This window comes from Amycolatopsis coloradensis, assembly GCF_037997115.1.
Classification (GTDB): domain Bacteria; phylum Actinomycetota; class Actinomycetes; order Mycobacteriales; family Pseudonocardiaceae; genus Amycolatopsis; species Amycolatopsis coloradensis_A.
In genome coordinates this window covers 7317699-7339649 of sequence record NZ_CP150484.1, presented here as the reverse complement: position 1 = coordinate 7339649, position 21951 = coordinate 7317699, and the positions used below count along the sequence as shown (strand labels likewise).

Here is a 21951-nt window from a genome sequence, read left to right as displayed (position 1 = left end):
CGGGTTCTGATGGGCGGTCGGGCGAGCGGGTCGGTCGTGTTGCGAAAGCCTCTTTCGCAACGTGGCGGAGATGGGGGCGTTGGGCTATCGAGTTAGGCCAGGTGTGACCAAGCCCGCCCGCACACCGGGCCTTCTACGCTGGCATCAAGTGCGGAGAGGCCTTCGCGGCATGGTCCCGGACTGGGCGAGGCGGCCAGCCCTACCTTCTGTATCCACAATGGACACTCTGGGTGTGTGTTGATATCCCTAGGTACCCTTCTGCCTGGGGTCGTGAGTGATGAGTAGCGTTCTAACGCTCCTCATCACTCACGGTCCCCCTTTATTTGGGCTCGACCAGGGGTCTCTTGTGGACAGTTGGACATGTGGCGACAAGTTCGACTTCCCTCAAGGGGGCGCGACCGAAGGGGCCGATCGGGTCGGCCTATGTCCTGAGGTGCATGGTGTTGCGCCTGGGTGTTCCGGTGGGGTCGAGGTAGGCGGGCGGGGTGAACTCCGGCAGGCCGTCCTGGGCGATCTGGACCTTCCATTCGCTGTGGTGGATCAACCGGTGGTGCTTCGTGCACAGCAGCACGAGGTTGTCGATCTTCGTTTCGCCGTGGTGGCGCCAGAAAACAATGTGATGGGCCGTACAGCGGGGTACCGGCATATCGCAGCCGGGGAAGGCGCAGTCGCGGATCGTCAGCGCGTACTTCTGCGCCAGCGACACGGTCCGTTTCGACCGCCCTATGTCGAGCGGTTCGCCCGCGGTACCGAGAACACCCGGGCGCACCCGCGCATCACAGGCGAGGATCCTCGCGTCGGTGGCACTGATCGGCCCGACGAGGTCGAGGTGTGCTTCGCCGAGGTCCCGGATGAGGTCGTCGTAGGACATGGTGACCAGGATGTGCGTGGCTTCCCCGGCTTGGCCGGGGAGGTTCCAGCTGGTGGTCTTCAACCGCGCATAGGTTTCGAGATCGAGTCTGGCTTTCAGGCCGAGGGTGCCGTCGCGGTGTTTGACGAACCGCAACTCTGGACGGGTGTCTTTGGGGTCTTCGTTGCGGGGTTCTTTGCCGTCGGGGTCGAGTTCGTCCAGCAGGCGGCGTCCGGCACGGGCGATCTGCCGCGGCCCCGCACGCCGAGCCAACTCGACCAGGATCTTCTCTCCGGCTCGTACGTCTTCCTCCGGCACGGTGGACGGAATACGGGCGAGGGTGCGGATGATCGCGTCGATCTGCGACCCGCCGATCGCGCCCTCGGCGGCTGCTTGGGCGGTCAACGGGGCCAGCGGTGGTTCGGGGTCTCCGCCGATAGCCGAGCCGGGATGCAAAGCGAGGACCCGATCGGCGCGGTCGCCGGCTTCCTTGTCCGTCACCAAGAAGTCCTCGAATATCAGCGCCGACAACGTCGAATGCCCGCCGCATCCGCGAACGCCGCGGGAATTGATTTCTGCCAGGATCGCGTTCTGCTCCGCATCCGCCCGACGCTTGATGACTTCCAATTCCTGCTTGCGGGCATGCAGCGTTGCAGTATCGACGCGCCACCACACGGTGGACGTCCCCGGAGATACATCGTTGCTGGCCACAACACCGAAGCTACTCCGAATCGAACACCTGCGCTAGTTCAAACAGTCCAACATGGGAAATTGCCAAAATGGCATCCGCGAAGGGGGTCTTAAAGCGGCGAAGCGCCTTTAGTGCGCGGAGAGTGTCTTTCTCTTAAGTGAAGGCAACCGCACGAGGCAAGGCAGGTGCGCATCGGCCCGGTCCCGTGCTAATGTCGTCCTCGAGCCCCGTATGGGCCTACGCATGGAGGTAGCGGCTACTCGGCCACCAGAGATCGGCACACACCGTTTCTCGTATTCGGTCATCCCCGCGTCGTGGGATGACGACTCCATGCGATGCGCCCGAAAATCGGGTGCGTCCAGGCTCGTGTGCGCTCTTCCGGTGGCGGTTCCGCGCCCTCCTGTCGACACATCGACGGGAAAGGATCGCATTGACCGGCTTCAACGACCAGGTGATCGAAGAATTCAGGCGGAGCAAGGGAAAGCTCGGCGGCATGTTCGAGGGGTGGCAGCTGATCCTGCTCACCACCATCGGCGCCAAGAGTGGTGAGCGGCGAACGAATCCGCTGGGATATCTCGAAATCGACGGCAAGATCGTCGTCGTCGCTTCGAACATGGGGGCGCCGGCGCATCCGGGCTGGTATCACAACATCCGTCGTGACCACCGGGTCACGATCGAGACGGGGATCGAGACCTACGAGGCCGTCGCGGCCGTTCCGCCCGCGGCGGAGCGTGACGCGCTGTTCGCGAAGATCGTCGCCGCGGAGCCGGGTTTCGCTGAGTATCAGGCGAAAACGACGCGCGTGCTGCCGGTCGTGATCCTGCACCGGATCGACGACCGGGTGCGGGGGTTGGGGGACTTCCTGGTGGAGGTCCACGACTGGTTGCGGGAGGAGCTCAAGACGCTGCGCGCCGGGGTGGACGACCTCGTGGCCGGGCGTGCGGACACGCTCTTCATGGAGAAGTCCCTGCGGGCGCACTGTGTTTCGTTCTGCGAGGCGTTGACCGAACATCATACCGGCGAGGACATGGGAGCGTTTCCCATGCTGGCGCAACGGTTCCCGGCGCTCGCGCCGGTGTTGACCGAACTCGGGGAGGACCATGTCGTCGTCGCGGACCTGCAGAAGCGGATCCGGAAGCTCGTCGAGGGGTACGTCCACGGTGAGAGTGACCCCGTTCGCTTGCGCGACGAGTTCGACGCGCTCGCGGGGACGCTCGAAGCGCATTTCGCCCACGAAGAGCGGACGCTCGTGGCGGCGCTCAACGTGACGGCACCCGGCTGATCGATGCGGACGCCCTGGGGTTCCGGCCCCGGGGCGTGTATCGTGGGGGATGGCCGGGCTTTCACAGCGCGACGCCGATCCGGCACGAGGCGGGTGGAATTCGCCCCCGGCCTCGCCGAAGACCGCGGACCCGCGGTCCCTTCGAAAGGTTTCACCGTCAAAACTCACAGCACCGACAGTGCGTTGTTCAGCCACCCGCTCGACACCCAGGTCGAGCGTCACGATCCCGCGACCCCTCAAGGTGAGCGATACCGGGATCTTTTTCGCGAACCCTCGTATCCCACACCGGAACCTTCGGCCGACGCCGCTCGTTGACCGGAGAAGACCAACGTTTTGGGTGTCGTGTTGTCCAAGCACGCTCGCGCAGAATTCGTCGCGGGCGTCGCGTTCCGTGCGTCGCGCCGTGACATCGGCTGACACCGCCGATACCAGTCCTGGCCATCGACAAGAAGCGACGATATGACTTCAGTTCTAAGACACCCGGACAGCGAAGAGCGGCAGGCGCCACAGCCCCTGCTGTCCGGGGAGCAGACCCCCACCGAAAACTTTCTCGTCAAGCTGTTCGCGGTAGTGCCCCTGCTGGCGCTCGCCGCCTCCGTCCCCTTCGCGTGGGGCTGGGGCCTCGGCTGGGTGGACCTCGGCCTGGCCGCCGGGTTCTACTTCCTCACCGGTCTCGGCGTGACCATCGGTTTCCACCGCTACTTCACCCACGGCGCCTTCAAGGCCAACCGCGGCCTGCGGATCGCCCTCGCGGTCGCCGGCAGCATGGCCATGCAGGGCCCGGTCATCGGCTGGGTCGCCGACCATCGGCGCCATCACGCCTTCGCCGACCGCGAGGGCGACCCCCACTCACCGTGGCGGTTCGGCACCACCCCGGCCGCGCTGGCCCGCGGCTTCTGGCACGCCCACATGGGGTGGCTTTTCGATCGCGAGAAGACCAACGCGCAGCGGTTCGCCCCCGATCTGCTCGCCGACCGTGACATCGCCCGGATCGATCGCCTGTTCCCGCTGCTCACCGTCGTCACGCTGCTCGCGCCCGCCGTCCTCGGCGGCGTGATCACGATGTCGTGGTGGGGCGCGGTCACCGCCTTCTTCTGGGCGAGCCTGGTCCGCGTGGCGCTGCTGCATCACGTCACCTGGTCGGTGAACTCGCTCTGTCACATGATCGGCGACCGCCCGTTCGCCGCCCGCGACAAATCCGCGAACTTCTGGCCGCTCGCGATCGCCTCGATGGGCGAGTCCTGGCACAACTCCCACCACGCCGACCCCACCGGCGCCCGGCACGGCGTCCGCCGTGGCCAGCTCGACATCTCGGCGCGGCTGATCTGGCTGTTCGAGAAGGCGGGCTGGGCGACGGACGTCCGCTGGCCCAAGGCCGACCGTCTCGGCCGCAAGCTCAACCCCGGCCACTCCCTGTCACTGGGCCGGAGCGCAAGCCGGGGCTGAGCCCGTCAGCGAACCGCGCCCGCGATGGCGCCGATCAGTTCCGGTCCGTCGGACAACGCCGGATCGTTGTGATCGGCGCCGGGGACCTCGATCACCTCGGCACCGGCCGCCCGCGCCACGGCGCGGCTCTGCTCGGCCGGGACGATCGAGTCCGCGGCGCCGTACACGACGATCACCGGTGCCTTCACCCGCGCGACGTTGTCCCTCGTCGGGAACTCGTCCCGCAGGAGCCAGCGGACCGGCAGGAACGGATAGTGCCGCTGTCCGACCGACGCGAGGTCGGCGAACGGCGAACGCAACACGAGTGCGGACGGCGGCCGCTCGACGGCCAGTTCGGTGACGACCGCGGAGCCGAGGCTCTCGCCGAAGTAGATCAGCGGCGTCCCGGCCTCGCGTACCAGGAAGTCCTGCGCGGCACGGACGTCCAGCGCGAGGCCGTCCTCGGACGGCTCTCCGGGATTGCCTCCGTATCCGCGATAGTCCAAGAGCAGCACCGAGAGCCCGCGCGCGGTCAGCGCGCGGGCCATCGGCACGCGGTACGACCGGTTCCCGGCGTTGCCCGGCGCGACCAGCACGGTCGCCTTCGCGCCGGTGACCGGGAAGTACCAGCTCGCCAGGCCCAGCCCGTCCGCGGTGGTGAGCGTGACGTCCCTGCCGCCGGGCAGGACGTCGGCGGCACCGGCGAGCGGACCTGCCTCGGGGAGGTAGATCAGCTTGCGCTGGAAGGCGAACGCGCCACCGAAGACCACACCGACGATGGTGACGGCCACCGTCAGCGTGATCAACACCCTCTTGCGCATGCTCAGGCCTTCGCCGGGGGAAGGCCGAACCGCGCGAACAGGTCCGCGTCGAGGAACGAGGTGATCCCGCGGATCCGGTCTTCGCGCAGGGAAAGCACGTTGATGGACCAGGCTCGATGGACGGCGTCGGCCGATTCGCCCAGGTAGCAGGCGACGGCAGGCTGCCCGTTGGCGGTGAGGACCTCGGTGCGCCAGCTCGGGCACCGGCCCAGCGGGACCGCGACGGCGAAGCCGGTCACGGCCTCGATGCCGCTGTACCAGCGCATGAGCGGGGGCATGGACCAGGTGACGTCCTTGGTCAGCAACGCCACGAGAGCGTCGGCGTCGCCACGCTCCAGCGCGGACGCGAAGTCCGCCGCGATCTCGCGTGTCCGGGTGTCTTCGAGCTTCCGCTGCCCCTCGGGCGCCGGGACCTTCTCGGCCACGATCGCCCGCGCGCGTTGCAGCGCGCTGTTCACCGCCGCGACCGAAGTGTCCATTGTGGACGCGATTTCGGCGGCGGAGAAACCGAGGACGTCGAAGAGCACCAGCGCGGCCCGCTGGTTGCCAGGCAGGTGCTGCAGCGCGGCGACGAAGGCCAGCTCGACGGCCTCGCGCCGCTCGTACCTGGCGTCCGGTGCGTCGGGGTACGGGCCGAGCCACGCCACCTCGGTCGCCGGGGCGTCTTCGAACACGACTCGCTCGCTCGACGGGCCCAGGTCCATCGGCAAGGCCCGGTTGCCGCGGGCGGCCGCGATGTCCAGGCAGGTGCGGGTGACGATGGTGTAGAGCCAGGTGCGCATCGAGCTGCGGCCCTCGAACCGGTCCATCCCCCGCCAGGCTCGCAGGAGCGCGTCCTGCAGGGCGTCGTCGGCGTCGTGGGCCGAGCCGAGCAGTCGGTAGCAGTGGGCGTGCAGCTCGCGGCGCAACGGCTCGACCAGGCGATCGAACGCCGCGTCGTCGGTGCGCACGACGGCTACTTGGCGCGAAGCGCGGTGACGGCCGGGCTGAACATCGTCGTCTTGATCGCGGACAGCGTGCCGCGATCCTTGCCTGCCAGCGGGCGGACGAGGTCGGTCGCGTACTCCAGCAGCGCGGGCTTCTCGGCGACGGCGTCGACGAGCCCCAGGTCACGCGCGTCCGTCCCGCCGAACCGCCGCCCCGTGGTCATCGACGCGATCGCGGCGGTGGGGGTGAGCTTGCCCTGGATCAGCGCCGCCATCCCCGGCGTGAACGGGATGTTGATATCCGCTTCGGGGAAGCAGTAGTACCCGCGGTCGGCGCGCATCACCCGGAAGTCGTGCGCCATCGCCAGCATGGCCCCGGCGCCGAACGCGTGCCCGTTGATCGCGGCGACCGTGTGCACGCCGAGGGTGAGCACGCGGGCCAGCAGTTCGTGGACGTCGGCGACGTACTGCGCGGCCTGTGCGGGGTTGCTGGTGAGCCATTCGAGGTCGAGGCCGTTCGAGTAGAACTTCCCGGAGCCGACGGTGACCAGCACGGCCGGATCCGGATAGGCGACGACGGTGTCCAGCTGGGAATGGACGGTTTCCAGCCAGGAGGGCGAGAAGCGGTTCTCGTCGTCTCCGAGGTCCAGCAGGAACACCGGGGCGTCTTGGCGCAGCGTGGGCATGTCAATCCTTTCGTGGGGGTGGGAGCAGGAGTATGGCGCGGACCGCGGCGGTGAGCCGGGTGCGGGAGTCTTCGGAGATCGGCTCGCCCGCGGCGAACGCGCGGCGGAACAGGGCTTTCGGCAGATCGACCACGCAGGTGGTCAGCACCTCGACGGCTTGCGCGTCCCGCCGGTCCCAGAGCCGCTCGGCGAGCCGGACCAGGAGCGCGATCAGGCGTTTGTCGAGTGCCAGGAGTTCGCCCGCGAGGTCGTCGGGGACCTGCGGGCCGAGTACGTCTTCCTTCTTGACGGTGATGAGCAGGCGGGCCGCCTCCGGCCTCCGGTCGGCGAACGCGGCCGGTGTGCCCGCCGCGGCCGTGACCGCCTCGACCGGGTCTTCCGCTTGATCCGACAGCTCGGTCTGGAGGTCGAGGAACTCGCCCGCCGCACGGAGCCAGACGCGGGCCAGCAAGGCGCCGAGTGAGCCGAAGGCGTGGTAGATCGTGCCGTTGGACACTCCCGCGGCGGCCGCGAGGGACCGGACGGTGACTCCGTGGGCGCCCGTCTCGACGACGAGGCGTTCGGCCGCGTCGAGCAGCCTGTCCAGGTCGTGCACGCGGGGCCGGGGCATGGGGCGACAGTAACAGAGCACTTGCTCTAAAACAATAAGAGAACGATTGCTCCAAAACTAGTCAGGCGAAGAAGCCCGCGAACACCTTCGGATCGGCGACGTAGCTCTGCCCCGCCACGATCCGCCTTGTCGCGTCCGGGAGCGCGGCCGTGATGAGCGCGTCGAGGTCTTCGATCTCCCGGTGCGCCGAGTACGGCGGGGCGTCGCCGCTTTCGCCTCGCCCTCGCCTCGCGTAGTTGAGCACGGTGAACCGCCCGGCCAGTTCCGGGACGAGCGGAGGGTTCTCGGAGCCGTCGTCGAGACCGTCGCCCGCCAGGATGGCGGCGGGCCCGGAGCCCGCCCGTTCGCAGGCGATCGGTGTGCCGTCCCGGGATGTGACATGGGTCATGGGCGCCTCCGCCGCCAGGTCGTCACATCCGGCGAGCGGCGGGGGTCAACCCGGCGAACCATCGAGAACCCGAGGAGAAACCGAAATGACCACCGCCTATGTCATCGTCACCGTCGTCGGAGCCATCATGGCCGCCTTCTCGGCCGCCTCGATCTTCTTCCGCGCCAAGTGGGTCGTACAGCCGCTGGCCGACTACGGCGTTCCCCGCGGCTGGTGGACGCCGCTCGGCGTCGCCAAGGCGGCGGGTGCGCTCGGCCTGATCGCCGGCCTGTGGGTGCCCGTGCTCGGCGTCGCGGCCGGGATCGGCCTGGTGCTCTACTTCGCCGGCGCCGTGATCACCGTGCTCCGCGCGCGCTGGCCGTCGCACGTCGCGTTCCCGCTGATGTACATGGCGCCCGTCGCCGCCTCGTTGGTGCTCGGCTTCGCCGCTTGAGGTCAGGAATCCGGGGACCACACCGCGAGTTCGGCGCCGCCGGGCTCGCGGAAGTGGAACCGGCGCCCGCCGGGGAACGAGAACGGCTCGGCCGTGACGACTCCGCCCGCGGCCTCGACGGAATCCTTCGCCCGTTCGAGGTCGTCGGTGCGGATCGTCACCAGCGGCGCGGCCGTCCGCCGCGCGGTGTCCTGCTGGAAACCGAACGAGACCACACCGCCGCCCTGGACGTCGGTGTACGTCGGGCCGTACGCCGCCGCCGTCCATCCAAAGGCCGTTTCGAAGAATTCGCCCGAGCCCGCCGCCGAACTCGACGGGAACTCGACGAAGTCGATTTCGTACATGGTCCGGAAGCTACTCCGGACCACCGACAGAAAAGTGTCAGACGCTGCGCAGGACCGACACCACGACGCCGAGCACGCTCGCGCGGTCCCCGTCGATGACGTCGTAGGCGGGGTTGCGCGGTTCGAGGTACACGTGGCCGTCGCGGCGGCGGTAGACCTTGACCGTGGCCTCTTCGTCGATCATCGCGGCGACGATCTGGCCGGAGTGCGCCTCCTGCTGCTGCTTCACCACGACGATGTCACCGTCGCAGATCGCCGCGTCGATCATCGAGTCACCGCGCACCCGCAGCCCGAAGACGTTGCCGCGCCCGGTGAGTTCACGCGGCAGGGTCATCACGTCGTCGACGTGCTCGACGGCCGAGATCGGCGTTCCCGCGGCGATGTCACCGACGACGGGCACCGGAACGGAGTCCTCTGTGGACGCTTTCGACGTGGTGCCGTGCAGGAAGGCGCGGACGTCGATGGGGCGGGAGATCGAGCTGCTGCGGCGGAGGAAGCCCTTCTCCTCCAAGGCCGCGAGGTGCTTCGACACCGAGGACGTCGAGCGGAGCCCGACCGCTTCACCGATCTCGCGTGTGCTCGGCGAGTATCCGTACTCCATCACCCATTCGCGGATGGTCAGCAGGATCTTCTGTTGCCGTTCCGGCAGGGAAGCGGCTTCCTCGAACAGCTCAAGATCTTGGTAGGCGGTCATCAGCGGAATGGTAGTTCGTGCAGGCCGCCGCGATCGCCGCGGTGTCCCAGTAGAACGGCCGCACCTCGGTGATGCGCCCGTCCTCGACGGTGATCGTCTGCAGGATCGGGAAGTCCAGCTCGCGGCCGGTGGCCCTGGCACGGGCGTGCACGTGGGTCAGGACGACCAGCGGGCTGGTCTCGCTCAGGAAGCTCTGCTCCACCATGTCGAAGACGCCCCAGGTGTCGCTCATCGCGGCGAAGAACCGCTCCATTCCCTCGTGGCCGCGCCAGATTCCGCCGTAGGGCAAGGAATCCGCCTGGTGCAGCACCACGGCGGGGGAGAAGAACGGGGCGAGCGGCGCGAAGGCGGCCTCGCCGGGACCGCCCGCGGCGAGGTACTCGGCTTCGGCCGCGTACATGCCCTTGAGCACGGACAGGGCGTTTGGTGTCGTTGTCACGACGGCCACTATGGTGCGCGGCGTCGCCGATCGCTGGCGGTTATCCGTCGTGGAGATCGGCCGGATGGCGGCGCGGGCGGGCCGAAAGTCCGATCCCGCGGACGGTTTCGCGAGGTTGACTCGATCGTATGAACACGAAGATCACCGCGGCGGTCCTCACCGCCGCGACGGCCACGGTCGCCCTGTCCGGATGCGGTCTCAAGGAAGGGCTGACCGAAAAGGCGAACGGGCACGTCAAGACGGTCGGCTACGCGACCGGCGCGGAGGGCAAGCGGAACGAGGACGCCCGCCTGCCGGAGTGGGTGCCGGACGGGGCGACGTCGGTCACCGAAGTCATCCGGACCACGGGTTCGGAGCGGCTCCTGAGGTTCACCGGTGGGACTCTGCCCGCCGTCTGCGTGCCGGGGGCGGCCGCGACACAGCCTGCCACCCTCGCCGCCCAGTGGTGGCCGCAGGGACAGGAAAGCCGGACCGACAAGGTCTGCGGTGAATGGCACGTGCTGGTCCAAGGCGCCGACGTGTACGCGTTCAAACCGGAAACGCTGGTGAGCAAGAGGTCTTGAGTCATTCCTCGGACGCGAGCGCGTCGGCGCAGGCGGCGAGGTCGTGGAGCAGCCGGTCCCGCTCGTCCGCCGAAAACGGCGTGAGCATCCGGTCCTGGATCGCGCGCACGACGCCGCTGGCGGCGCGGAGCCGTTCGCGTCCGGCGGGGGTGAGCGTGCTGGGCAGGGCGCGGCCCTGAGGCGCCGTCGTCGGGCGGGTGATGAGCCCGCGGTCCTGCAATCCGCGCAGGACCAGGTTCATCGACTGCCGGCTGACGAACACGGCCCTGGCCAGTTCCGCGTTGGACAGCCCCGGCCGCTGCGAGAGCACTTCGAGACAGGAGTACTGCGGCACGGTCAGGTCGAGGGGGCGCAACGCGGTGTCCATCGCCGTCCGGAGCGCCGTCGCCGCTCGTTTCAGCATGTACCCCACCGCTTGGTCCAGGGGCCCGACCTGCTCGCCTTGACTCATGTCAGCATCATGACATACGTTCAGTATGTCAACACGCTGACATGGAGGATGACATGACCGTGACCGGACCCGATTTCTTCTCACTGCAGGTGCGCGACCTCGACCGTGCCGCCGCGTTCTACGAGACCCACCTCGGGCTGAGCAGGCTGCCCGTCGCACCGCCGCACGCGGTGGTGTTCGGCACGAAGACGATCCCGTTCGCGGTGCGGGAACCCGTGCCGGGCACGGATCTCGACGCCATCTCCCCGCGGCCGGGATCAGGGGTGGCGATGTGGCTGCACGCCGACGACGCGCAAGGCCTGCACGACCGGCTGGCCGACGCCGGCGTCACCATCCTCACGGAGCCGTTCGACGGGCCGTTCGGCCGCACGTTCGCCTTCGCGGACCCGGACGGCTACGCGATCACCGTGCACGACAAGGCCTGAGCCCGCCTGCTGGAGCAGCGCGAGGGCTTGCGCGTCGGACGAGCCGGCGGGGTCGTGCACACGATCGGCGACTGATCCGGTGAACGGGCGATCGACAGGGTCTGCTGGGTCACCGTGACCGCGCCGACCCCGGCTGGTCCGCGGACACTGTCGGATTCTTCGGCTGACAGTGCCTGCCAGCCCGGGCCCTCGCCGCGCGTCCCGGCGACGTCGAGGCCGCGCTCGCCGAATACGAGCAGGCCATGTTCGTCCGCTGTGAAACGCCCATGGAGGAGGACTTCCTGCTCGAAAGCATCTTCGGCGACGACATTCCCGAGCGGCTGCTGACCCTGTTCGAGGAGCGGAAGGCCTGAGTCAGGCCGTGCCGACGGCGAGGGCCTTCAGGCCGCGGACGATCGTTTCCGCGCTGGGGGCCCGGTCCGGCGCGACGAGGTGCTGCATCATCACGCCCGCGATGAGGGCGAACTGGACGGCACCCGCCGCGTCGGCGTCGGTGGCGGACAGCCGTTCGCCGAGGACCTTCCGGGCTTCGTCCTGGGCGTCGGCGAGCCGTTCGCGCAGTTCCGGGAAGCGGATGGCCTGGGTGGCGCTCTCCAGGACAGCGGTCCACAGGTCGCGCTGCTCGGTGAAGGAGTCGACAAGGTCCTGCCAGGTGGTGGTGAGCGAAGCGTCCTCCGGCTTCCGCAGGCGCTCGACCACCTCGGTGGACAGCTCGATCATGGCCTCGTTCATGAGGGCCTCTTTGGAACCGAAGTGGTATCCGATGGAGCCGAGGTTCGCTCCCGAGGCCGCGGTGATGTCCCGGGCGGTGGTGTGCGCGTAGCCGCGTTCGATCAGGCAGCGCTTGGCCCCGTCGAGGAGGTCCTCTCGTTGTCCCATGCGGCGATCCTAGCGGCAGGCTGTGACAAGCGTCTTATACATATGTATTATACAAATGTTCAAGACGTCTCGCAGCAAGGGAACGACGATGAATCGCTATGTCCTCGGCAACTTCGCCCCGGTCACCGAAGAGATCACCGCCTTCGATCTGCCCGTCACCGGGAAGATCCCGGACGACCTCGACGGCCGCTACCTGCGTATCGGCCCGAACCCGCTCGGCCTCGAAGACGCCTCGGCGCACATCTGGACCCTCGGGGAGGGCATGGTCCACGGCGTGCGCCTGCGCGACGGCCGCGCCGAGTGGTACCGCAACCGCTGGGTCCGGTCGGCCTCCGTGGCCGACCGGCTCGGGGAACCGCGGCGCGGGCAGGTCGCCGACGAGCGCCTCGACTTCGCGCCGAACGTCCAGGTCGCGGGCCACGGCGGCCGCCTCTACGCGCTCATCGAAGGAGGCCTGGCCCCGTACGAGCTGACCGACGAACTCGACACCGTCGGGCCCGCCGCCCTCGGTGCGACGGAACAAGGTTTCTCCGCCAACGCGCACAGCAAGTACGACCACGCGACCGGCGAACTGCATTCGCTGGCCTTCCGGTACGGCGCGGATTTCGTGCAGCACATCGTGATCGGCCCCGACGGACGCAACCGGAGCGTCACCGACATCAAGGCGCCGACGCTGCCGTACATGCACGACTTCGCGCTCACCGAGCACTACGTGGTGTTCTACGAGTCCCCGATGGTCTTCGAGCCCGAACGCCTGGCGACGGGCGTGCCGTTCCACTGGAACCGGGAACTGCCGTCACGGCTGGGGCTGCTGCCGAGAGCGGGCGGGACGGTGCGGTGGTTCGAGACCGCGCCCGTCATGGTCGGGCACACCCTGAACGCCTTCGAGGACAACGGAACCGTGGTGGTGGACGTGGTCGTGCATCCCCGGCCGATCGACTTCGCCGACGTCGGCGCCTCGAAGCCCGTGCTCGAACGGTGGACGGCGGACCTCACGGCCGACCGGACCACGCGCACGCTGCTGCACGGCCGCCCGCAGGACTTCCCGCGCCTCAACGGCCGGTTCGGCGGAAAGCCTTACCGCTACGGTTATTCGGCGGCGGCCGAGCTGTACGCCACCCCGAGCGCCACCGAACCGGACCGCCCCGACGAAGGCTTCAGCAGCGCTCTCCTCAAACACGACCTCCTGACCGGCGTCACCGAAGCCCACGAGTTCGGTCGCGACGCGAACGCGGGGGAGACCGTGTTCGTCCCGTCGGCCCGCGCGGCCGCGGAGGACGACGGCTACAACCTGGTCTACGTCCACGACCGCGACCGGGGTGCGGCGGACCTGGTGATCCTGGCGTCGCAGGACTTCACCGGCGAGCCCCTGGCGAGGGTCCACCTGCCCGCCCGTGTCCCGCTGGGACTGCACGGCAGCTGGATTCCCGCCGCCTGACTCCGGTGTGATGGCTAATCTGGAGTGATGCTGACCGGTGCGCGCGAGGTCGAGGTGTTCGAGGCGGCCCGTGGCCGGTTGGAGGCGATCGCGTATCGCTTGCTGGGGTCGGCGAGCGACGCGGAGGACGCGGTGCAGGACACGTTCCTGCGCTGGCAGTCCGCCGATCGCGAGTACGTCGAGACGCCCGAGGCGTGGCTGACGAAGGTGCTCACCAACCTCTGCCTCAACCGGCTCACCTCGGCGCGGGCCCGGCGGGAAACCTATGTGGGCCAATGGCTCCCCGAGCCGGTCTTCGCGGGGGACCGGATGCTCGGCCCGTCCGACACCGTCGAGCAGCGTGAATCGGTCTCCATCGCGATGCTCACGCTGATGGAGCGGCTCTCGGCCAAGGAGCGCGTCGTGTACGTGCTGCGCGAGGCGTTCGGGTATTCCCACGCCGAGATCGCCGAGGTCCTCGACGTCACCGAGTCGAACTGCCAGCAGATCTACCGGCGCGCCAAACAGCATCTGGCCGCCGACCGGCGCCGGGTGGAGGTCGACACGGCCGCGGCTCGCAAGATCGTCGAGGAGTTCCTCGCCGCGGCGCTCAGCGGCCGGACAGACGCGCTGGTGCGGATGCTGGCCGACGACGCGATCAGCGTGGGCGACGGCGGCGGCGTGCTCTTCTCGCTGCCGCGGCCGGTCACCGGCGCGGTGCGGGTGGCGAGGTTCCTGCGCGGCCTCTTCAAGCCGAGCGCGGCCAAGTGGTCCTTGATCGGCGGCAAACCCGAGCTGTTCTCCACCGTCGCCAACGGCGTGCCCGCGCTGGTGCTGATGGTGGAGGGCAGGCTCGTCGGCGTCGTCTCCTTGGAGGTCACCACCGACGGCATCACAGCGGTCCACGCCCAGGTGAACCCCGCGAAACTCGACCGCGCGGCGAGCCAGTGGGGCACCTCCGAGCACGGGGAACCGCTCGCCGTCGACTGGTGACCCGGATCACAGTCCGCCGCTGTCAGGCTTCGTGCCGCTGTCCGGTTCAGGAAGCGAACACCGACCGGACAGGAGCGAGACCATGAAGCATCGAATCGTCGTCCTCGGAGCCGGGTACGCCGGAGCCAACGCCGCCGGGCGCCTCGCCAAGCGGCTGCACCCCGCCGACACCGAGATCACCCTCGTCAACGCCGATCCCGAGTTCGTCGAGCGGGTCCGCATGCACCAGCTCGCGACCGGCCAGGACCTGAAGCCCCGCCTGCTGACCGACGTCTTCGCGGGCACTGGCGTGCGGGTGCGGACGGCGCGGGTCACCGCCGTCGACACGGAACACAAGACCGTCGCTCTCTCCGACGGCGAGATCGCCTACGACACACTCGTCTACGCGCTCGGCAGCGCGGCCGCGGACTGCGGCGTTCCCGGCGTCGCGGAACACGCTCACCACATCGACGGCAAGGGTTCCGCGCTGCGGCTGCGCGACCGTCTCGCCGCCCTGGCGGCGGGCGGGACCGTGCTCGTCGTCGGCGGAGGCCTTACCGGCATCGAAGCCGTCACGGAGATCGCGGAAGCGCGGCCGGATCTCGAAGTCTCCTTCGCGGTCCGCGGCGGCCTCGGCGCCTGGATGAGCGAGAAGGCCCAGCGTCATCTGCGCGGGACCTTCGACCGGCTCGGCATCACCGTGCACGAGGACACCGACATCACGAGTGTCGGGCGGGCCGGCGCGATGACCGCGGACGGCCGCGCCATCCCGGCCGAGGTGACCGTCTGGACGGCGGGCTTCGCCGTCCACCCCATCGCCGCCGCCACGACGCTGGAAGTCTCCGAAACGGGACAGATCGTCGTGGACGACACGATGCGGTCGGTCTCGCACGCGGGCGTCTACGCCGTCGGCGACGCCGCGCTCGCGCGGGGCCTGAACGGCATGCCACTGCGCATGTCCTGCGCCTCGGGAGTGCCCACGGCCTACCGCGCGGCCGACGCCATCGTCGCCGTCCTGACCGGAGGCTCGCTCCCCGAGAACAAGATCGGTTACACCGGCCAGTGCGTCAGCCTCGGCCGCCGCGACGCCGTCGTGCAGTGGGTGACCCCGGACGACCGGCCCAAGGACTCCGCGCTCACCGGCAAGACGGCCGCACGCCTCAAGGAGATCATCTGCAAGGCCGCGGCCTGGAGCATCTCGCATCCGACGTCGATGCTCCCGGCCCGTCGCCGTCGCGTCGTCCCGGCCGAGCAGCCCGTCACTGTCTGACGACCCACCCGCCGAACAAAGGAATCGATCATGATCCTGATCACCGGAGCGAACGGCGTCGTGGGACGTCGGGTGATGAAACTGCTGCTGGACCAGGGCGCCTCCGTCGGCGCGGTCACTCGTGGCGCCGGGACAGGGCTCCCCGGTGGCGCGGAGGTCGTTGCCGGGGACCTCTTCCGCCCCGGCTGGATCGAGACGTCGCTGGAAGGCGTCGAAGCGGTCCAGATCAGCCCGCGTGCCACCGGTCCCGGCCTCGAAGAGCTGCTGAAGCTCGCGGCCGAGCGAGGTGTACGGCGTGTGGTGCTGCTGTCGGCCACCACCGTGGAGTACCCGGCAGGGGAAGCCCGTTTCGCCGCACAGTTCCAGTACGCCGAAGACCTCGTCACGCGTTCAGGTCTGGAGTGGACGGTGCTGCGCCTGGCGGATTTCGCCGCCAACGCGCTGGCTTGGGCACCGCAGGTCAAGGCGGGCGACGTGGTGCGCGGCGCGTACGGCCGGGCCGCCACGTCCCCGATCCACGAAACCGACATCGCCGAGGTCGCCGTGCGCGCCCTTCTCGGCGGTCTCCCGGCGGAGTCGGTGTACACGCTGACCGGCCCGGGATCGGTGGACCAGCACGAGAAGGTGCGGCTCATCGGCGCGGCCATCGACCGGTCACTGTCCTTTCAGGAGCTTCCACCCGAGCAGGTACGGCAGGGGATGCTCGCGCAGGGACTCCCCGAGGAAGTCCCCGCGCGCCTGCTCGGCTCACTGGCCGACTACAGCGAGCGCCCCGGGCCGACGACCACCACGGTGGAAGAACTCCTCGGCCGTCCGGCGCTCACGTTCGCCGGCTGGGCGCGCGACAACGCGGCGGCTTTTCAGGCCCAGCCGATCTTTTCGTAGAACGGCGTGATCCAGGCCCTGAACCGTTCCCCGTGGGCCTCCTGAGCAGCGGCCACGACGCCGTCCGGATCCTCGGCCGGCGTCAAGCCGCGCTCCCGGAGCCACTCGACGAACAGCTCGTGCGAGCCGCTGTGGTCGTCGTCTTCCTCGCGGTAGTAGTAAGCCGAGTCATGGTCGACCATGATCTCGGCGTCGAAACCCAGCAGCCGCAGGAAATCCGTGAAGTCGCGGGCGACGACGTGCTCGCCACCCTCGTCGCCGAAGACCACGACAGGCGACCGGGCGAGGTCCGTCTCGTCATCGGCTCGCCAGATCGCGTACGTCGAGCCGCTCCCGTTCGCCTGGGCGAAGGGGACCACCCGCGAGAGGAACTCGGGGTCGTCCAGCTCCTGGGGGAAGCGGCTTTTGTCGTCGTAGTCGTGCAGCTCGAAACCGTCGGCGAGGTAGTCGCGCGTCGAGTCGTAAAGGTCCTTCAGCTCGTTCAGGACCGGAATCGGTGAACACACGCGGTCACCCTATGCCGGTCAGGCCGCCGGACGGCCCGCTCCGGCGTAATCGTCGCCCTGTTTCCGGTAGGTGTGCACCTGCACCGCCTGCCCGGTCTGCGGCGCGTCGATCATCTGCTGGTTCCCGATGTACAGCCCGACATGGTGGATCTTCGTGTTCGGCTCGCCATAGAAGATCAGATCGCCCAGCTGAGGATCGGTCACCTTGTTCACGCTGTGATACTGCGTGTGGGCGGTGCGCATGAGCTTGACGCCGGCACTCGCGTACGCGGCCGTCGTCAGGCCGGAGCAGTCGAAACCGGGGTCGCTGCCACCGGTGCCGTTGCCTCCCCAGACGTAGGGCAGCCCGATCTTGTCGATGGCGAAGTTGACCGCGCTCAAGGCCGCCGCGTTCGGCGGCTGCGGGCTCTGGCCGACCGTGCCGTAGACGTTCACCGTCGCGAGCGTGCGGTGCATCAGCAGCGGCGCGGGCTGCAGCGTGCTCACCGCGTTCCACCACGTCTGCCCCTGACCGAGGTCGCGGCCGCCCGCGCACAGGGCCCGCCCGGCGGTGAGCGTGGCGTCGTCGATGTTCTGCGGATCCGGCTTCCCGCCGGTGGCCGAAGCCTGGAACTGGTTCCATACCGATGGCGTCAGCTGCAGCGGGCCGCCGGCGTTCGCGGACGAGACGACCTTGTTGTAGAAGTCGCGGACCTCGACCGCGCCGAGCGGCTTGGTCATCACGCCGTCCGCGTTCAGGCCGGAACCGGCGGCGCGGCCGTGATCGGAGGCGATCTTCCCGAGCGCGGCCAGCGTCACCCAGGAAAGACGGCACCCCGGCGTTTCCTTGCTCAGCGCGACGGTGGTCTTCGCGTAGCCGGTCATCGCGCGCAGCGGGATGTCGAGCCAGCCGCTGGTCTTCGACACCCAGGCGTCGAACTCCTGCCCCATCCGCTGGGGGACCTTCGGCTGTTCCTTCGGCATTTCCGCCGGGGCGGACGACGGCGACGGCGGCGCGGGCGGGGCCGAGGACTGGACGGCGGCGGCCTCCGTCTTCGGCGCGTCCTTCGGTGCGAAGGTGATGGCGGCGACGAGTGCGGCGCCCGCGACGACGACGGCGGCGATGATCACCGGGAGTCTGCGGCGGCGCGAGGTTTCCTGTTCCATCACCGGCCCCCGGTGATCCGGCCGAGGACGAACTCGCGGAAGGCGTCGACGTCGGTGGTCAGCGCGACGTCGATGGTGCGGCCCGGCACGGCCTGCGGATCGGTGCTTCGCAGCCTTCGCCGGTCTACCAGTGTCGCGCCGCGCGCGGGGCCGAAGCCGCACTCGACGTCCACGGGGTACGACTCGAGGTCGAGGATGCCCGGCCGGATCGCTTCGGCCACCGCGACCGCGTCGTGCATGACCATCCCCGGCATGCCGAGGATCGGGGTGTAGTGCTTCACGTACGTCGGGGTCAGCGCTTCGAGTGCCGCGCCGAGCGGGCCGGACGCGGCGAGTTTGCCCAGCCAGTCCGTGTCGACCGAGCATTGGTGCGTGATGTCCAGCGGGACCAGCACCGTCGGGATGTCCTCTTCGACCAGCACCCGGCGCGCGGCCTCGGGATCGCTCCAGATGTTGAACTCGGCCGCCGTGGTGGAGTTCCCCTTGGTCACCCCGCCGCCCATGACGACGATCCGGCCGATCTTCTCGCGGATGCCCGGATGGGCCGCCAGCAGCAGCGCGATATTCGTCAGCGGGCCGATCGGGGCGATGGTCACCGGCTCGTCGGCGGCTTCCAGCAGATCCACCAGCAGCCGGACGGCGCCGCGTTCGTCGAGCGGGCGCTTCGCCTCCGGCAGCGTCCCGGCGTGGCCGGAAAGGCCGTCCTGGCCGTGGACGTACCCGGCCGGCTTGGCGTTGTCGTACACCAGCGGCCGCGCGGCGCCGGCGGCGACCGGGATGTCGTCGCGGCCGAAGAGCTGCAGCAGGCGGCGGGCGTTGGCGGTGGTGTGGCTCAGCGGGACGTTGCCGAACACCGTGGTCACGCCGAGGAGGTCGACGTCCTCGGATTGCGTGGCCAGCGCCAGCGCGAAGGCGTCGTCGACCCCCGGGTCGGTGTCGATGATCAGCTTGGTGCCCATGCGCGTGCTCCCCTTTGCGGTCGGCGGCCTGAACACAGGTTACGGTCACCGGTATGACGTCCATGTGGGGTGCGCCCGCGCTGTCGCGGCTCCGCGCTTGGGGCCAGGCCCGTCGTGATCCGCGTCAGGCGAAGTTCCTGACCAAGGATTCGCTGCGCTGGGTGCTGCGAAACCGCGCGTACACGCCTTGGTACCTGGTCCGCTACTGGCGGCTGCTGAAGTTCCGGATCGCGAACCCGCACATCATCCTGCGGGGGATGGTGTTCCTCGGCAAGGACGTCGAGATCCACTGCCGCCCCGGCTACGGGCGGCTGGAGATCGGCCGCTGGGTGCACATCGGCGACGGCAACGCGATCCGCTGCCACGAGGGTTCGCTGCGCATCGGCGACAAGGCGGTGTTCGGGCGGCAGAACGTCCTCAACGGCTACCTCGACATCGAACTCGGCGCGGCCACGCTCGTCGCGGACTGGGTGTACATCTGCGACTTCGACCACGTCACCACCGACATCACCGTCCCGATCAAGGATCAGGGCATCGTGAAGTCGCCGGTGCGGATCGGGCCGGACACCTGGATCGGCACCAAGGTCTCCGTGCTCAAGGGCACCCGGGTCGGCCGCGGCTGCGTCCTCGGCGCGCACGCCGTGGTGCGGGGCGAGATCCCGGACTACTCGATCGCCGTCGGTTCGCCGGCACGGGTGGTGCGGAACCGGCAGGACGACTACGCCGCCGACGCTGCCCGCCGCGAAGCCGTCGCCGACATGGCGCGCAAGGCGAACAAGGCACTGCAGAAAACCCTGGGCGTCGATTCCTGACCAGCCGTGTGTCGTCCGTCTGATCACGCGTGTCGTCCGCTCGATCACGCGTGTCGTCCGTCTGATCACGGCCACCAGGACAGTGCTTGGAAGCTGTCCGGCGGATCTGCTCGATGCGGTGATATCCAGGTGGACGACTCGCGTGATCCAACGGACGACACGCGTGATCAGATGGACGACTCGCCCAGCGAACGGAACTAGCCGCGCAGCTGCTCCCGGACCTCCATGAGCGCGAAGCCCAGGAGGTTCTGCCCGCGCCAGTAGTCGGGGCGCGTGGCGTTCTTGTCCTCGCGGGCGAGGCCGCTGCCCCAGACCAGGTCCATCCTGGAGGCCTCGACGATCACCTTGTCGCCCGTGGCCAGCAGGAACTCACGCTCTTCGGCGTGCTGGCGGAACTTCTCGAGGTTGCCGTCGATGACGATGTCGAAGCGGTGCCGCTCCCAGACCTCGGCGTCGAAACCGGTGACCTCGCGGCCGAGGATCTTGGCGGTTTTGGGGTCCGGCGCCCGACGGATGTTCGCCGCGGCCGCGTGATCGCCGAACAGTTCCGCCTTGCTCGCCATCATGAAGTGCTCGGCCGTCGGGTAGCGCTCGCCGTTCACCACGAACGGCGCCAGCCACCACTGGCTCAGGCAGGCCGCGTTGATCCGGCCGCTTTTGAGCGGGGTGTGGCCGTAGAAGAGCTGGTACTCGGGTTCCGCGCCGCTGTGGACCAGCTCGCGCAACGCATCGAGACTCCGGACTCCGTCGACCTTGCTCACCATGGCGACCAGTGGACCACAGGCCACCGACGACTTCCGCAGTGGCCCACCGCGGAGGTTCAGACCAGGAAATGGAACAGCGGGCTTCCCGGCTCCACCCGCTCCACCTGCAGCGGGCTCGCCTCCAGCCGGTGCAGCAGGCCTTCCAGGTCGCCGGGCCGCGCGAGTTCGACGCCGATCAGCGCCGGGCCGGTCTCGCGGCTGTTGCGTTTCACGTACTCGAACCGCGTGATGTCGTCGTCCGGCCCGAGGACCTCGTCGAGGAACCGCCGCAGCGCGCCGGGCTCCTGCGGGAAACCCACCAGGAAGTAGTGCTTCAGCCCTTCGTGGATCAGCGACCGTTCGAGCACTTCGCCGTAGCGGCTGACGTCGTTGTTGCCGCCGGAGACGACGCACACCACGATCTGCCCGGGATCGATCTTCACCGTCGTGCCCAGCGCGGCCGTCGCGAGCGCGCCCGCGGGCTCGGCGATCACGCCGTCGGACTGGTACATCGCGAGCATTTCCGTGCAGATCGCGCCTTCGGTGACGTCGGTGAGCTCGACCCCGCCGTCACGGACCAGCGGGTACGTCACCGCTCCGGCCTGCGCGACCGCCGCGCCGTCCACGAAGGTGTCGACGCTTTCGAGCCGCACCGGCTCACCGGCCGCCAGCGCGGCCGCCATGCAGGTCGCGCCCGCCGGTTCGACGCCGACGATCCGCATCTCCGGCGCCCGTTCCGCGGCCCACGCGGCGATCCCCGCGAGCAGCCCGCCCCCGCCGACCGGCACCACCATCACGTCCGGGATGAACCCGAGCTGCGCGACGACCTCCATCGCGACCGTGCCCTGACCGGCCACCGTCTCCGGCGCGTCGAAGGCGGGGACCAGCGTCGCGCCGGTGCTCTCCGCGTCCTGCTTCGCTGCGGTGAAGGCGTCTTCGTAGGTCTCTCCGACGACTATGACTTCGATATGCGAGCCGCCCAGTGTCGCGATCCGCTCGCGCTTCTGCCGGGGAGTCGTGCCGGGAACGTAGACGCGGCCGTTCGCGCCGAGCCGGCGGCACGCGTACGCGACGCCCTGCGCGTGATTGCCCGCGCTCGCGCAGACGACGCCGCGCTCCCGGTGCTCCGCGTCGAGCTGGACGATGAAGTTGTAGGCGCCGCGGATCTTGTACGAGCGCACGGTCTGCAGGTCTTCGCGTTTGAGCCAGACCCGGGCGTCGACCCGCGCCGAGAGCCGCTCGTTCGGTTCGAGCGGCGTGCGGGTCACCACCCCGGCCAATCGCTTGGCGGCCTCTTCGACCGTTCGGGCGCTCACCGTTTCGATCCCTCGCAC

The 21951-nt window shown here is 69.2% G+C and carries 26 protein-coding genes; 10 read left to right on the top strand and 16 right to left on the bottom strand.

Going from position 1 to position 21951, the window contains the following annotated elements:
- Positions 1-421 precede the first annotated feature (421 nt).
- Positions 422-1561: an HNH endonuclease signature motif containing protein gene (locus LCL61_RS34140; protein ID WP_340683563.1), complete on the bottom strand. Its 1140-nt coding sequence runs from the start codon at positions 1559-1561 to the stop codon at positions 422-424.
- A 410-nt stretch (positions 1562-1971) separates the two neighbouring features.
- Between LCL61_RS34140 and LCL61_RS34135 the strand changes: the two genes are divergently transcribed.
- Both LCL61_RS34135 and LCL61_RS34130 read left to right on the top strand, forming a co-directional pair.
- Complete coding sequence (locus LCL61_RS34135) at positions 1972-2823, top strand: nitroreductase/quinone reductase family protein (protein ID WP_340683562.1); 852 nt, start codon at positions 1972-1974, stop codon at positions 2821-2823.
- Between the two features lie 459 nt (positions 2824-3282).
- Positions 3283-4269 carry an acyl-CoA desaturase gene (locus tag LCL61_RS34130; RefSeq protein ID WP_340683561.1) on the top strand — a complete coding sequence of 329 codons (987 nt, stop codon included), beginning with the start codon at positions 3283-3285 and terminating at the stop codon, positions 4267-4269.
- Positions 4270-4274: 5 nt separating this feature from the next.
- On the opposite strand, the gene LCL61_RS34125 is transcribed toward LCL61_RS34130, so the two are convergent.
- The 5 genes from LCL61_RS34125 to LCL61_RS34105 form a co-directional block, all read right to left on the bottom strand.
- Positions 4275-5069: an alpha/beta hydrolase gene (locus tag LCL61_RS34125; protein ID WP_340683560.1), complete on the bottom strand. Its 795-nt coding sequence runs from the start codon at positions 5067-5069 to the stop codon at positions 4275-4277.
- Between the two features lie 2 nt (positions 5070-5071).
- On the bottom strand, positions 5072-6019 hold the full coding sequence (locus LCL61_RS34120; RefSeq protein WP_340683559.1) for a sigma-70 family RNA polymerase sigma factor: 948 nt from the start codon (positions 6017-6019) through the stop codon (positions 5072-5074).
- A 5-nt stretch (positions 6020-6024) separates the two neighbouring features.
- Positions 6025-6681 (bottom strand): enoyl-CoA hydratase-related protein, encoded by a 657-nt coding sequence (locus LCL61_RS34115; RefSeq protein ID WP_340683558.1) that lies wholly within the window; start codon positions 6679-6681, stop codon positions 6025-6027.
- Between the two features lies 1 nt (position 6682).
- Positions 6683-7291, bottom strand: a complete 609-nt coding sequence (locus tag LCL61_RS34110; protein WP_340683557.1) for a helix-turn-helix domain-containing protein — start codon at positions 7289-7291, stop codon at positions 6683-6685.
- Between the two features lie 61 nt (positions 7292-7352).
- On the bottom strand, positions 7353-7679 hold the full coding sequence (locus LCL61_RS34105) for a hypothetical protein (RefSeq protein WP_340683556.1): 327 nt from the start codon (positions 7677-7679) through the stop codon (positions 7353-7355).
- 85 nt (positions 7680-7764) lie between these two features.
- On the opposite strand from LCL61_RS34105, the gene LCL61_RS34100 reads away from it, so the two are divergent.
- Positions 7765-8112 (top strand): DoxX family protein, encoded by a 348-nt coding sequence (locus tag LCL61_RS34100; RefSeq protein WP_340683555.1) that lies wholly within the window; start codon positions 7765-7767, stop codon positions 8110-8112.
- A gap of 2 nt (positions 8113-8114) precedes the next feature.
- On the opposite strand, the gene LCL61_RS34095 is transcribed toward LCL61_RS34100, so the two are convergent.
- The 3 genes from LCL61_RS34095 to LCL61_RS34085 are packed head-to-tail and all read right to left on the bottom strand — an operon-like array spanning position 8115 to position 9589.
- On the bottom strand, positions 8115-8456 hold the full coding sequence (locus LCL61_RS34095; protein WP_340683554.1) for a VOC family protein: 342 nt from the start codon (positions 8454-8456) through the stop codon (positions 8115-8117).
- Between the two features lie 37 nt (positions 8457-8493).
- The gene (gene lexA / locus LCL61_RS34090) at positions 8494-9150 is read right to left on the bottom strand and encodes a transcriptional repressor LexA (RefSeq protein ID WP_340683553.1); all 657 of its coding nucleotides are present in this window, start codon (positions 9148-9150) and stop codon (positions 8494-8496) included.
- Complete coding sequence (locus LCL61_RS34085; protein WP_340683552.1) at positions 9128-9589, bottom strand: nuclear transport factor 2 family protein; 462 nt, start codon at positions 9587-9589, stop codon at positions 9128-9130. Before LCL61_RS34085 ends, lexA begins: the two co-directional genes overlap by 23 nt.
- A 128-nt stretch (positions 9590-9717) precedes the next feature.
- On the opposite strand from LCL61_RS34085, the gene LCL61_RS34080 reads away from it, so the two are divergent.
- The gene (locus tag LCL61_RS34080) at positions 9718-10152 is read left to right on the top strand and encodes a hypothetical protein (RefSeq protein WP_340683551.1); all 435 of its coding nucleotides are present in this window, start codon (positions 9718-9720) and stop codon (positions 10150-10152) included.
- Between the two features lies 1 nt (position 10153).
- On the opposite strand, the gene LCL61_RS34075 is transcribed toward LCL61_RS34080, so the two are convergent.
- Positions 10154-10603, bottom strand: coding sequence for a MarR family winged helix-turn-helix transcriptional regulator (locus LCL61_RS34075; RefSeq protein ID WP_340683550.1), 450 nt, complete (start codon positions 10601-10603; stop codon positions 10154-10156).
- A 53-nt stretch (positions 10604-10656) separates the two neighbouring features.
- Here LCL61_RS34075 and LCL61_RS34070 point away from each other — a divergent pair, with 53 nt between their 5' ends.
- On the top strand, positions 10657-11028 hold the full coding sequence (locus LCL61_RS34070; protein WP_340683549.1) for a VOC family protein: 372 nt from the start codon (positions 10657-10659) through the stop codon (positions 11026-11028).
- A 354-nt stretch (positions 11029-11382) separates the two neighbouring features.
- On the opposite strand, the gene LCL61_RS34060 is transcribed toward LCL61_RS34070, so the two are convergent.
- Positions 11383-11907: a TetR/AcrR family transcriptional regulator gene (locus LCL61_RS34060; RefSeq protein ID WP_340683548.1), complete on the bottom strand. Its 525-nt coding sequence runs from the start codon at positions 11905-11907 to the stop codon at positions 11383-11385.
- 88 nt (positions 11908-11995) lie between these two features.
- Here LCL61_RS34060 and LCL61_RS34055 point away from each other — a divergent pair, with 88 nt between their 5' ends.
- The 4 genes from LCL61_RS34055 to LCL61_RS34040 all read left to right on the top strand — a co-directional run bounded on the left by LCL61_RS34055 (position 11996) and on the right by LCL61_RS34040 (position 16451).
- Positions 11996-13345: a carotenoid oxygenase family protein gene (locus LCL61_RS34055; protein WP_340683547.1), complete on the top strand. Its 1350-nt coding sequence runs from the start codon at positions 11996-11998 to the stop codon at positions 13343-13345.
- 27 nt (positions 13346-13372) lie between these two features.
- On the top strand, positions 13373-14317 hold the full coding sequence (locus LCL61_RS34050) for an RNA polymerase sigma-70 factor (RefSeq protein ID WP_340683546.1): 945 nt from the start codon (positions 13373-13375) through the stop codon (positions 14315-14317).
- An 82-nt stretch (positions 14318-14399) separates the two neighbouring features.
- The gene (locus tag LCL61_RS34045; RefSeq protein ID WP_340683545.1) at positions 14400-15566 is read left to right on the top strand and encodes an NAD(P)/FAD-dependent oxidoreductase; all 1167 of its coding nucleotides are present in this window, start codon (positions 14400-14402) and stop codon (positions 15564-15566) included.
- Positions 15567-15596: 30 nt separating this feature from the next.
- Positions 15597-16451, top strand: a complete 855-nt coding sequence (locus LCL61_RS34040) for an NAD(P)H-binding protein (RefSeq protein WP_340683544.1) — start codon at positions 15597-15599, stop codon at positions 16449-16451.
- Here LCL61_RS34040 and LCL61_RS34035 read toward each other — a convergent pair.
- The 3 genes from LCL61_RS34035 to LCL61_RS34025 are packed head-to-tail and all read right to left on the bottom strand — an operon-like array spanning position 16427 to position 19062.
- The gene (locus LCL61_RS34035) at positions 16427-16957 is read right to left on the bottom strand and encodes a hypothetical protein (protein ID WP_340683543.1); all 531 of its coding nucleotides are present in this window, start codon (positions 16955-16957) and stop codon (positions 16427-16429) included. The genes LCL61_RS34040 and LCL61_RS34035 overlap by 25 nt on opposite strands.
- A gap of 18 nt (positions 16958-16975) precedes the next feature.
- A complete protein-coding gene (locus LCL61_RS34030) occupies positions 16976-18103 on the bottom strand; it encodes an NlpC/P60 family protein (protein ID WP_340683542.1) in 1128 nt (375 codons plus the stop codon).
- Positions 18103-19062, bottom strand: coding sequence for a nucleoside hydrolase (locus LCL61_RS34025; RefSeq protein ID WP_340683541.1), 960 nt, complete (start codon positions 19060-19062; stop codon positions 18103-18105). Before LCL61_RS34025 ends, LCL61_RS34030 begins: the two co-directional genes overlap by 1 nt.
- Before the next feature lie 53 nt (positions 19063-19115).
- Here LCL61_RS34025 and LCL61_RS34020 point away from each other — a divergent pair, with 53 nt between their 5' ends.
- Entirely contained in the window at positions 19116-19874 is a 759-nt protein-coding gene (locus LCL61_RS34020) for an acyltransferase (protein WP_007031648.1), read from the top strand.
- A gap of 197 nt (positions 19875-20071) precedes the next feature.
- Here LCL61_RS34020 and LCL61_RS34015 read toward each other — a convergent pair whose 3' ends face one another.
- Positions 20072-20638 (bottom strand): NADAR family protein, encoded by a 567-nt coding sequence (locus LCL61_RS34015; protein ID WP_340683540.1) that lies wholly within the window; start codon positions 20636-20638, stop codon positions 20072-20074.
- A 56-nt stretch (positions 20639-20694) separates the two neighbouring features.
- Positions 20695-21951 carry a threonine ammonia-lyase IlvA gene (gene ilvA / locus LCL61_RS34010; RefSeq protein WP_340683539.1) on the bottom strand — a complete coding sequence of 419 codons (1257 nt, stop codon included), beginning with the start codon at positions 21949-21951 and terminating at the stop codon, positions 20695-20697.

What these genes read in the sequence shown, in the direction of transcription:
- LCL61_RS34025 (WP_340683541.1), bottom strand. Translation starts at nt 19,062, where the DNA reads ATGGGCACCAAGCTGATCATCGACACCGACCCGGGGGTCGACGACGCC.
- LCL61_RS34105 (WP_340683556.1), bottom strand. Translation starts at nt 7,679, where the DNA reads ATGACCCATGTCACATCCCGGGACGGCACACCGATCGCCTGCGAACGG.
- LCL61_RS34060 (WP_340683548.1), bottom strand. Translation starts at nt 11,907, where the DNA reads ATGGGACAACGAGAGGACCTCCTCGACGGGGCCAAGCGCTGCCTGATC.
- LCL61_RS34045 (WP_340683545.1), top strand. Translation starts at nt 14,400, where the DNA reads ATGAAGCATCGAATCGTCGTCCTCGGAGCCGGGTACGCCGGAGCCAAC.
- LCL61_RS34020 (WP_007031648.1), top strand. Translation starts at nt 19,116, where the DNA reads ATGACGTCCATGTGGGGTGCGCCCGCGCTGTCGCGGCTCCGCGCTTGG.
- LCL61_RS34115 (WP_340683558.1), bottom strand. Translation starts at nt 6,681, where the DNA reads ATGCCCACGCTGCGCCAAGACGCCCCGGTGTTCCTGCTGGACCTCGGA.
- LCL61_RS34075 (WP_340683550.1), bottom strand. Translation starts at nt 10,603, where the DNA reads ATGAGTCAAGGCGAGCAGGTCGGGCCCCTGGACCAAGCGGTGGGGTAC.
- LCL61_RS34050 (WP_340683546.1), top strand. Translation starts at nt 13,373, where the DNA reads ATGCTGACCGGTGCGCGCGAGGTCGAGGTGTTCGAGGCGGCCCGTGGC.
- LCL61_RS34055 (WP_340683547.1), top strand. Translation starts at nt 11,996, where the DNA reads ATGAATCGCTATGTCCTCGGCAACTTCGCCCCGGTCACCGAAGAGATC.
- lexA (WP_340683553.1), bottom strand. Translation starts at nt 9,150, where the DNA reads ATGACCGCCTACCAAGATCTTGAGCTGTTCGAGGAAGCCGCTTCCCTG.
- LCL61_RS34110 (WP_340683557.1), bottom strand. Translation starts at nt 7,291, where the DNA reads ATGCCCCGGCCCCGCGTGCACGACCTGGACAGGCTGCTCGACGCGGCC.
- LCL61_RS34070 (WP_340683549.1), top strand. Translation starts at nt 10,657, where the DNA reads ATGACCGTGACCGGACCCGATTTCTTCTCACTGCAGGTGCGCGACCTC.
- LCL61_RS34040 (WP_340683544.1), top strand. Translation starts at nt 15,597, where the DNA reads ATGATCCTGATCACCGGAGCGAACGGCGTCGTGGGACGTCGGGTGATG.
- LCL61_RS34015 (WP_340683540.1), bottom strand. Translation starts at nt 20,638, where the DNA reads ATGGTGAGCAAGGTCGACGGAGTCCGGAGTCTCGATGCGTTGCGCGAG.
- LCL61_RS34125 (WP_340683560.1), bottom strand. Translation starts at nt 5,069, where the DNA reads ATGCGCAAGAGGGTGTTGATCACGCTGACGGTGGCCGTCACCATCGTC.
- LCL61_RS34130 (WP_340683561.1), top strand. Translation starts at nt 3,283, where the DNA reads ATGACTTCAGTTCTAAGACACCCGGACAGCGAAGAGCGGCAGGCGCCA.
- LCL61_RS34030 (WP_340683542.1), bottom strand. Translation starts at nt 18,103, where the DNA reads ATGGAACAGGAAACCTCGCGCCGCCGCAGACTCCCGGTGATCATCGCC.
- LCL61_RS34080 (WP_340683551.1), top strand. Translation starts at nt 9,718, where the DNA reads ATGAACACGAAGATCACCGCGGCGGTCCTCACCGCCGCGACGGCCACG.
- LCL61_RS34100 (WP_340683555.1), top strand. Translation starts at nt 7,765, where the DNA reads ATGACCACCGCCTATGTCATCGTCACCGTCGTCGGAGCCATCATGGCC.
- LCL61_RS34095 (WP_340683554.1), bottom strand. Translation starts at nt 8,456, where the DNA reads ATGTACGAAATCGACTTCGTCGAGTTCCCGTCGAGTTCGGCGGCGGGC.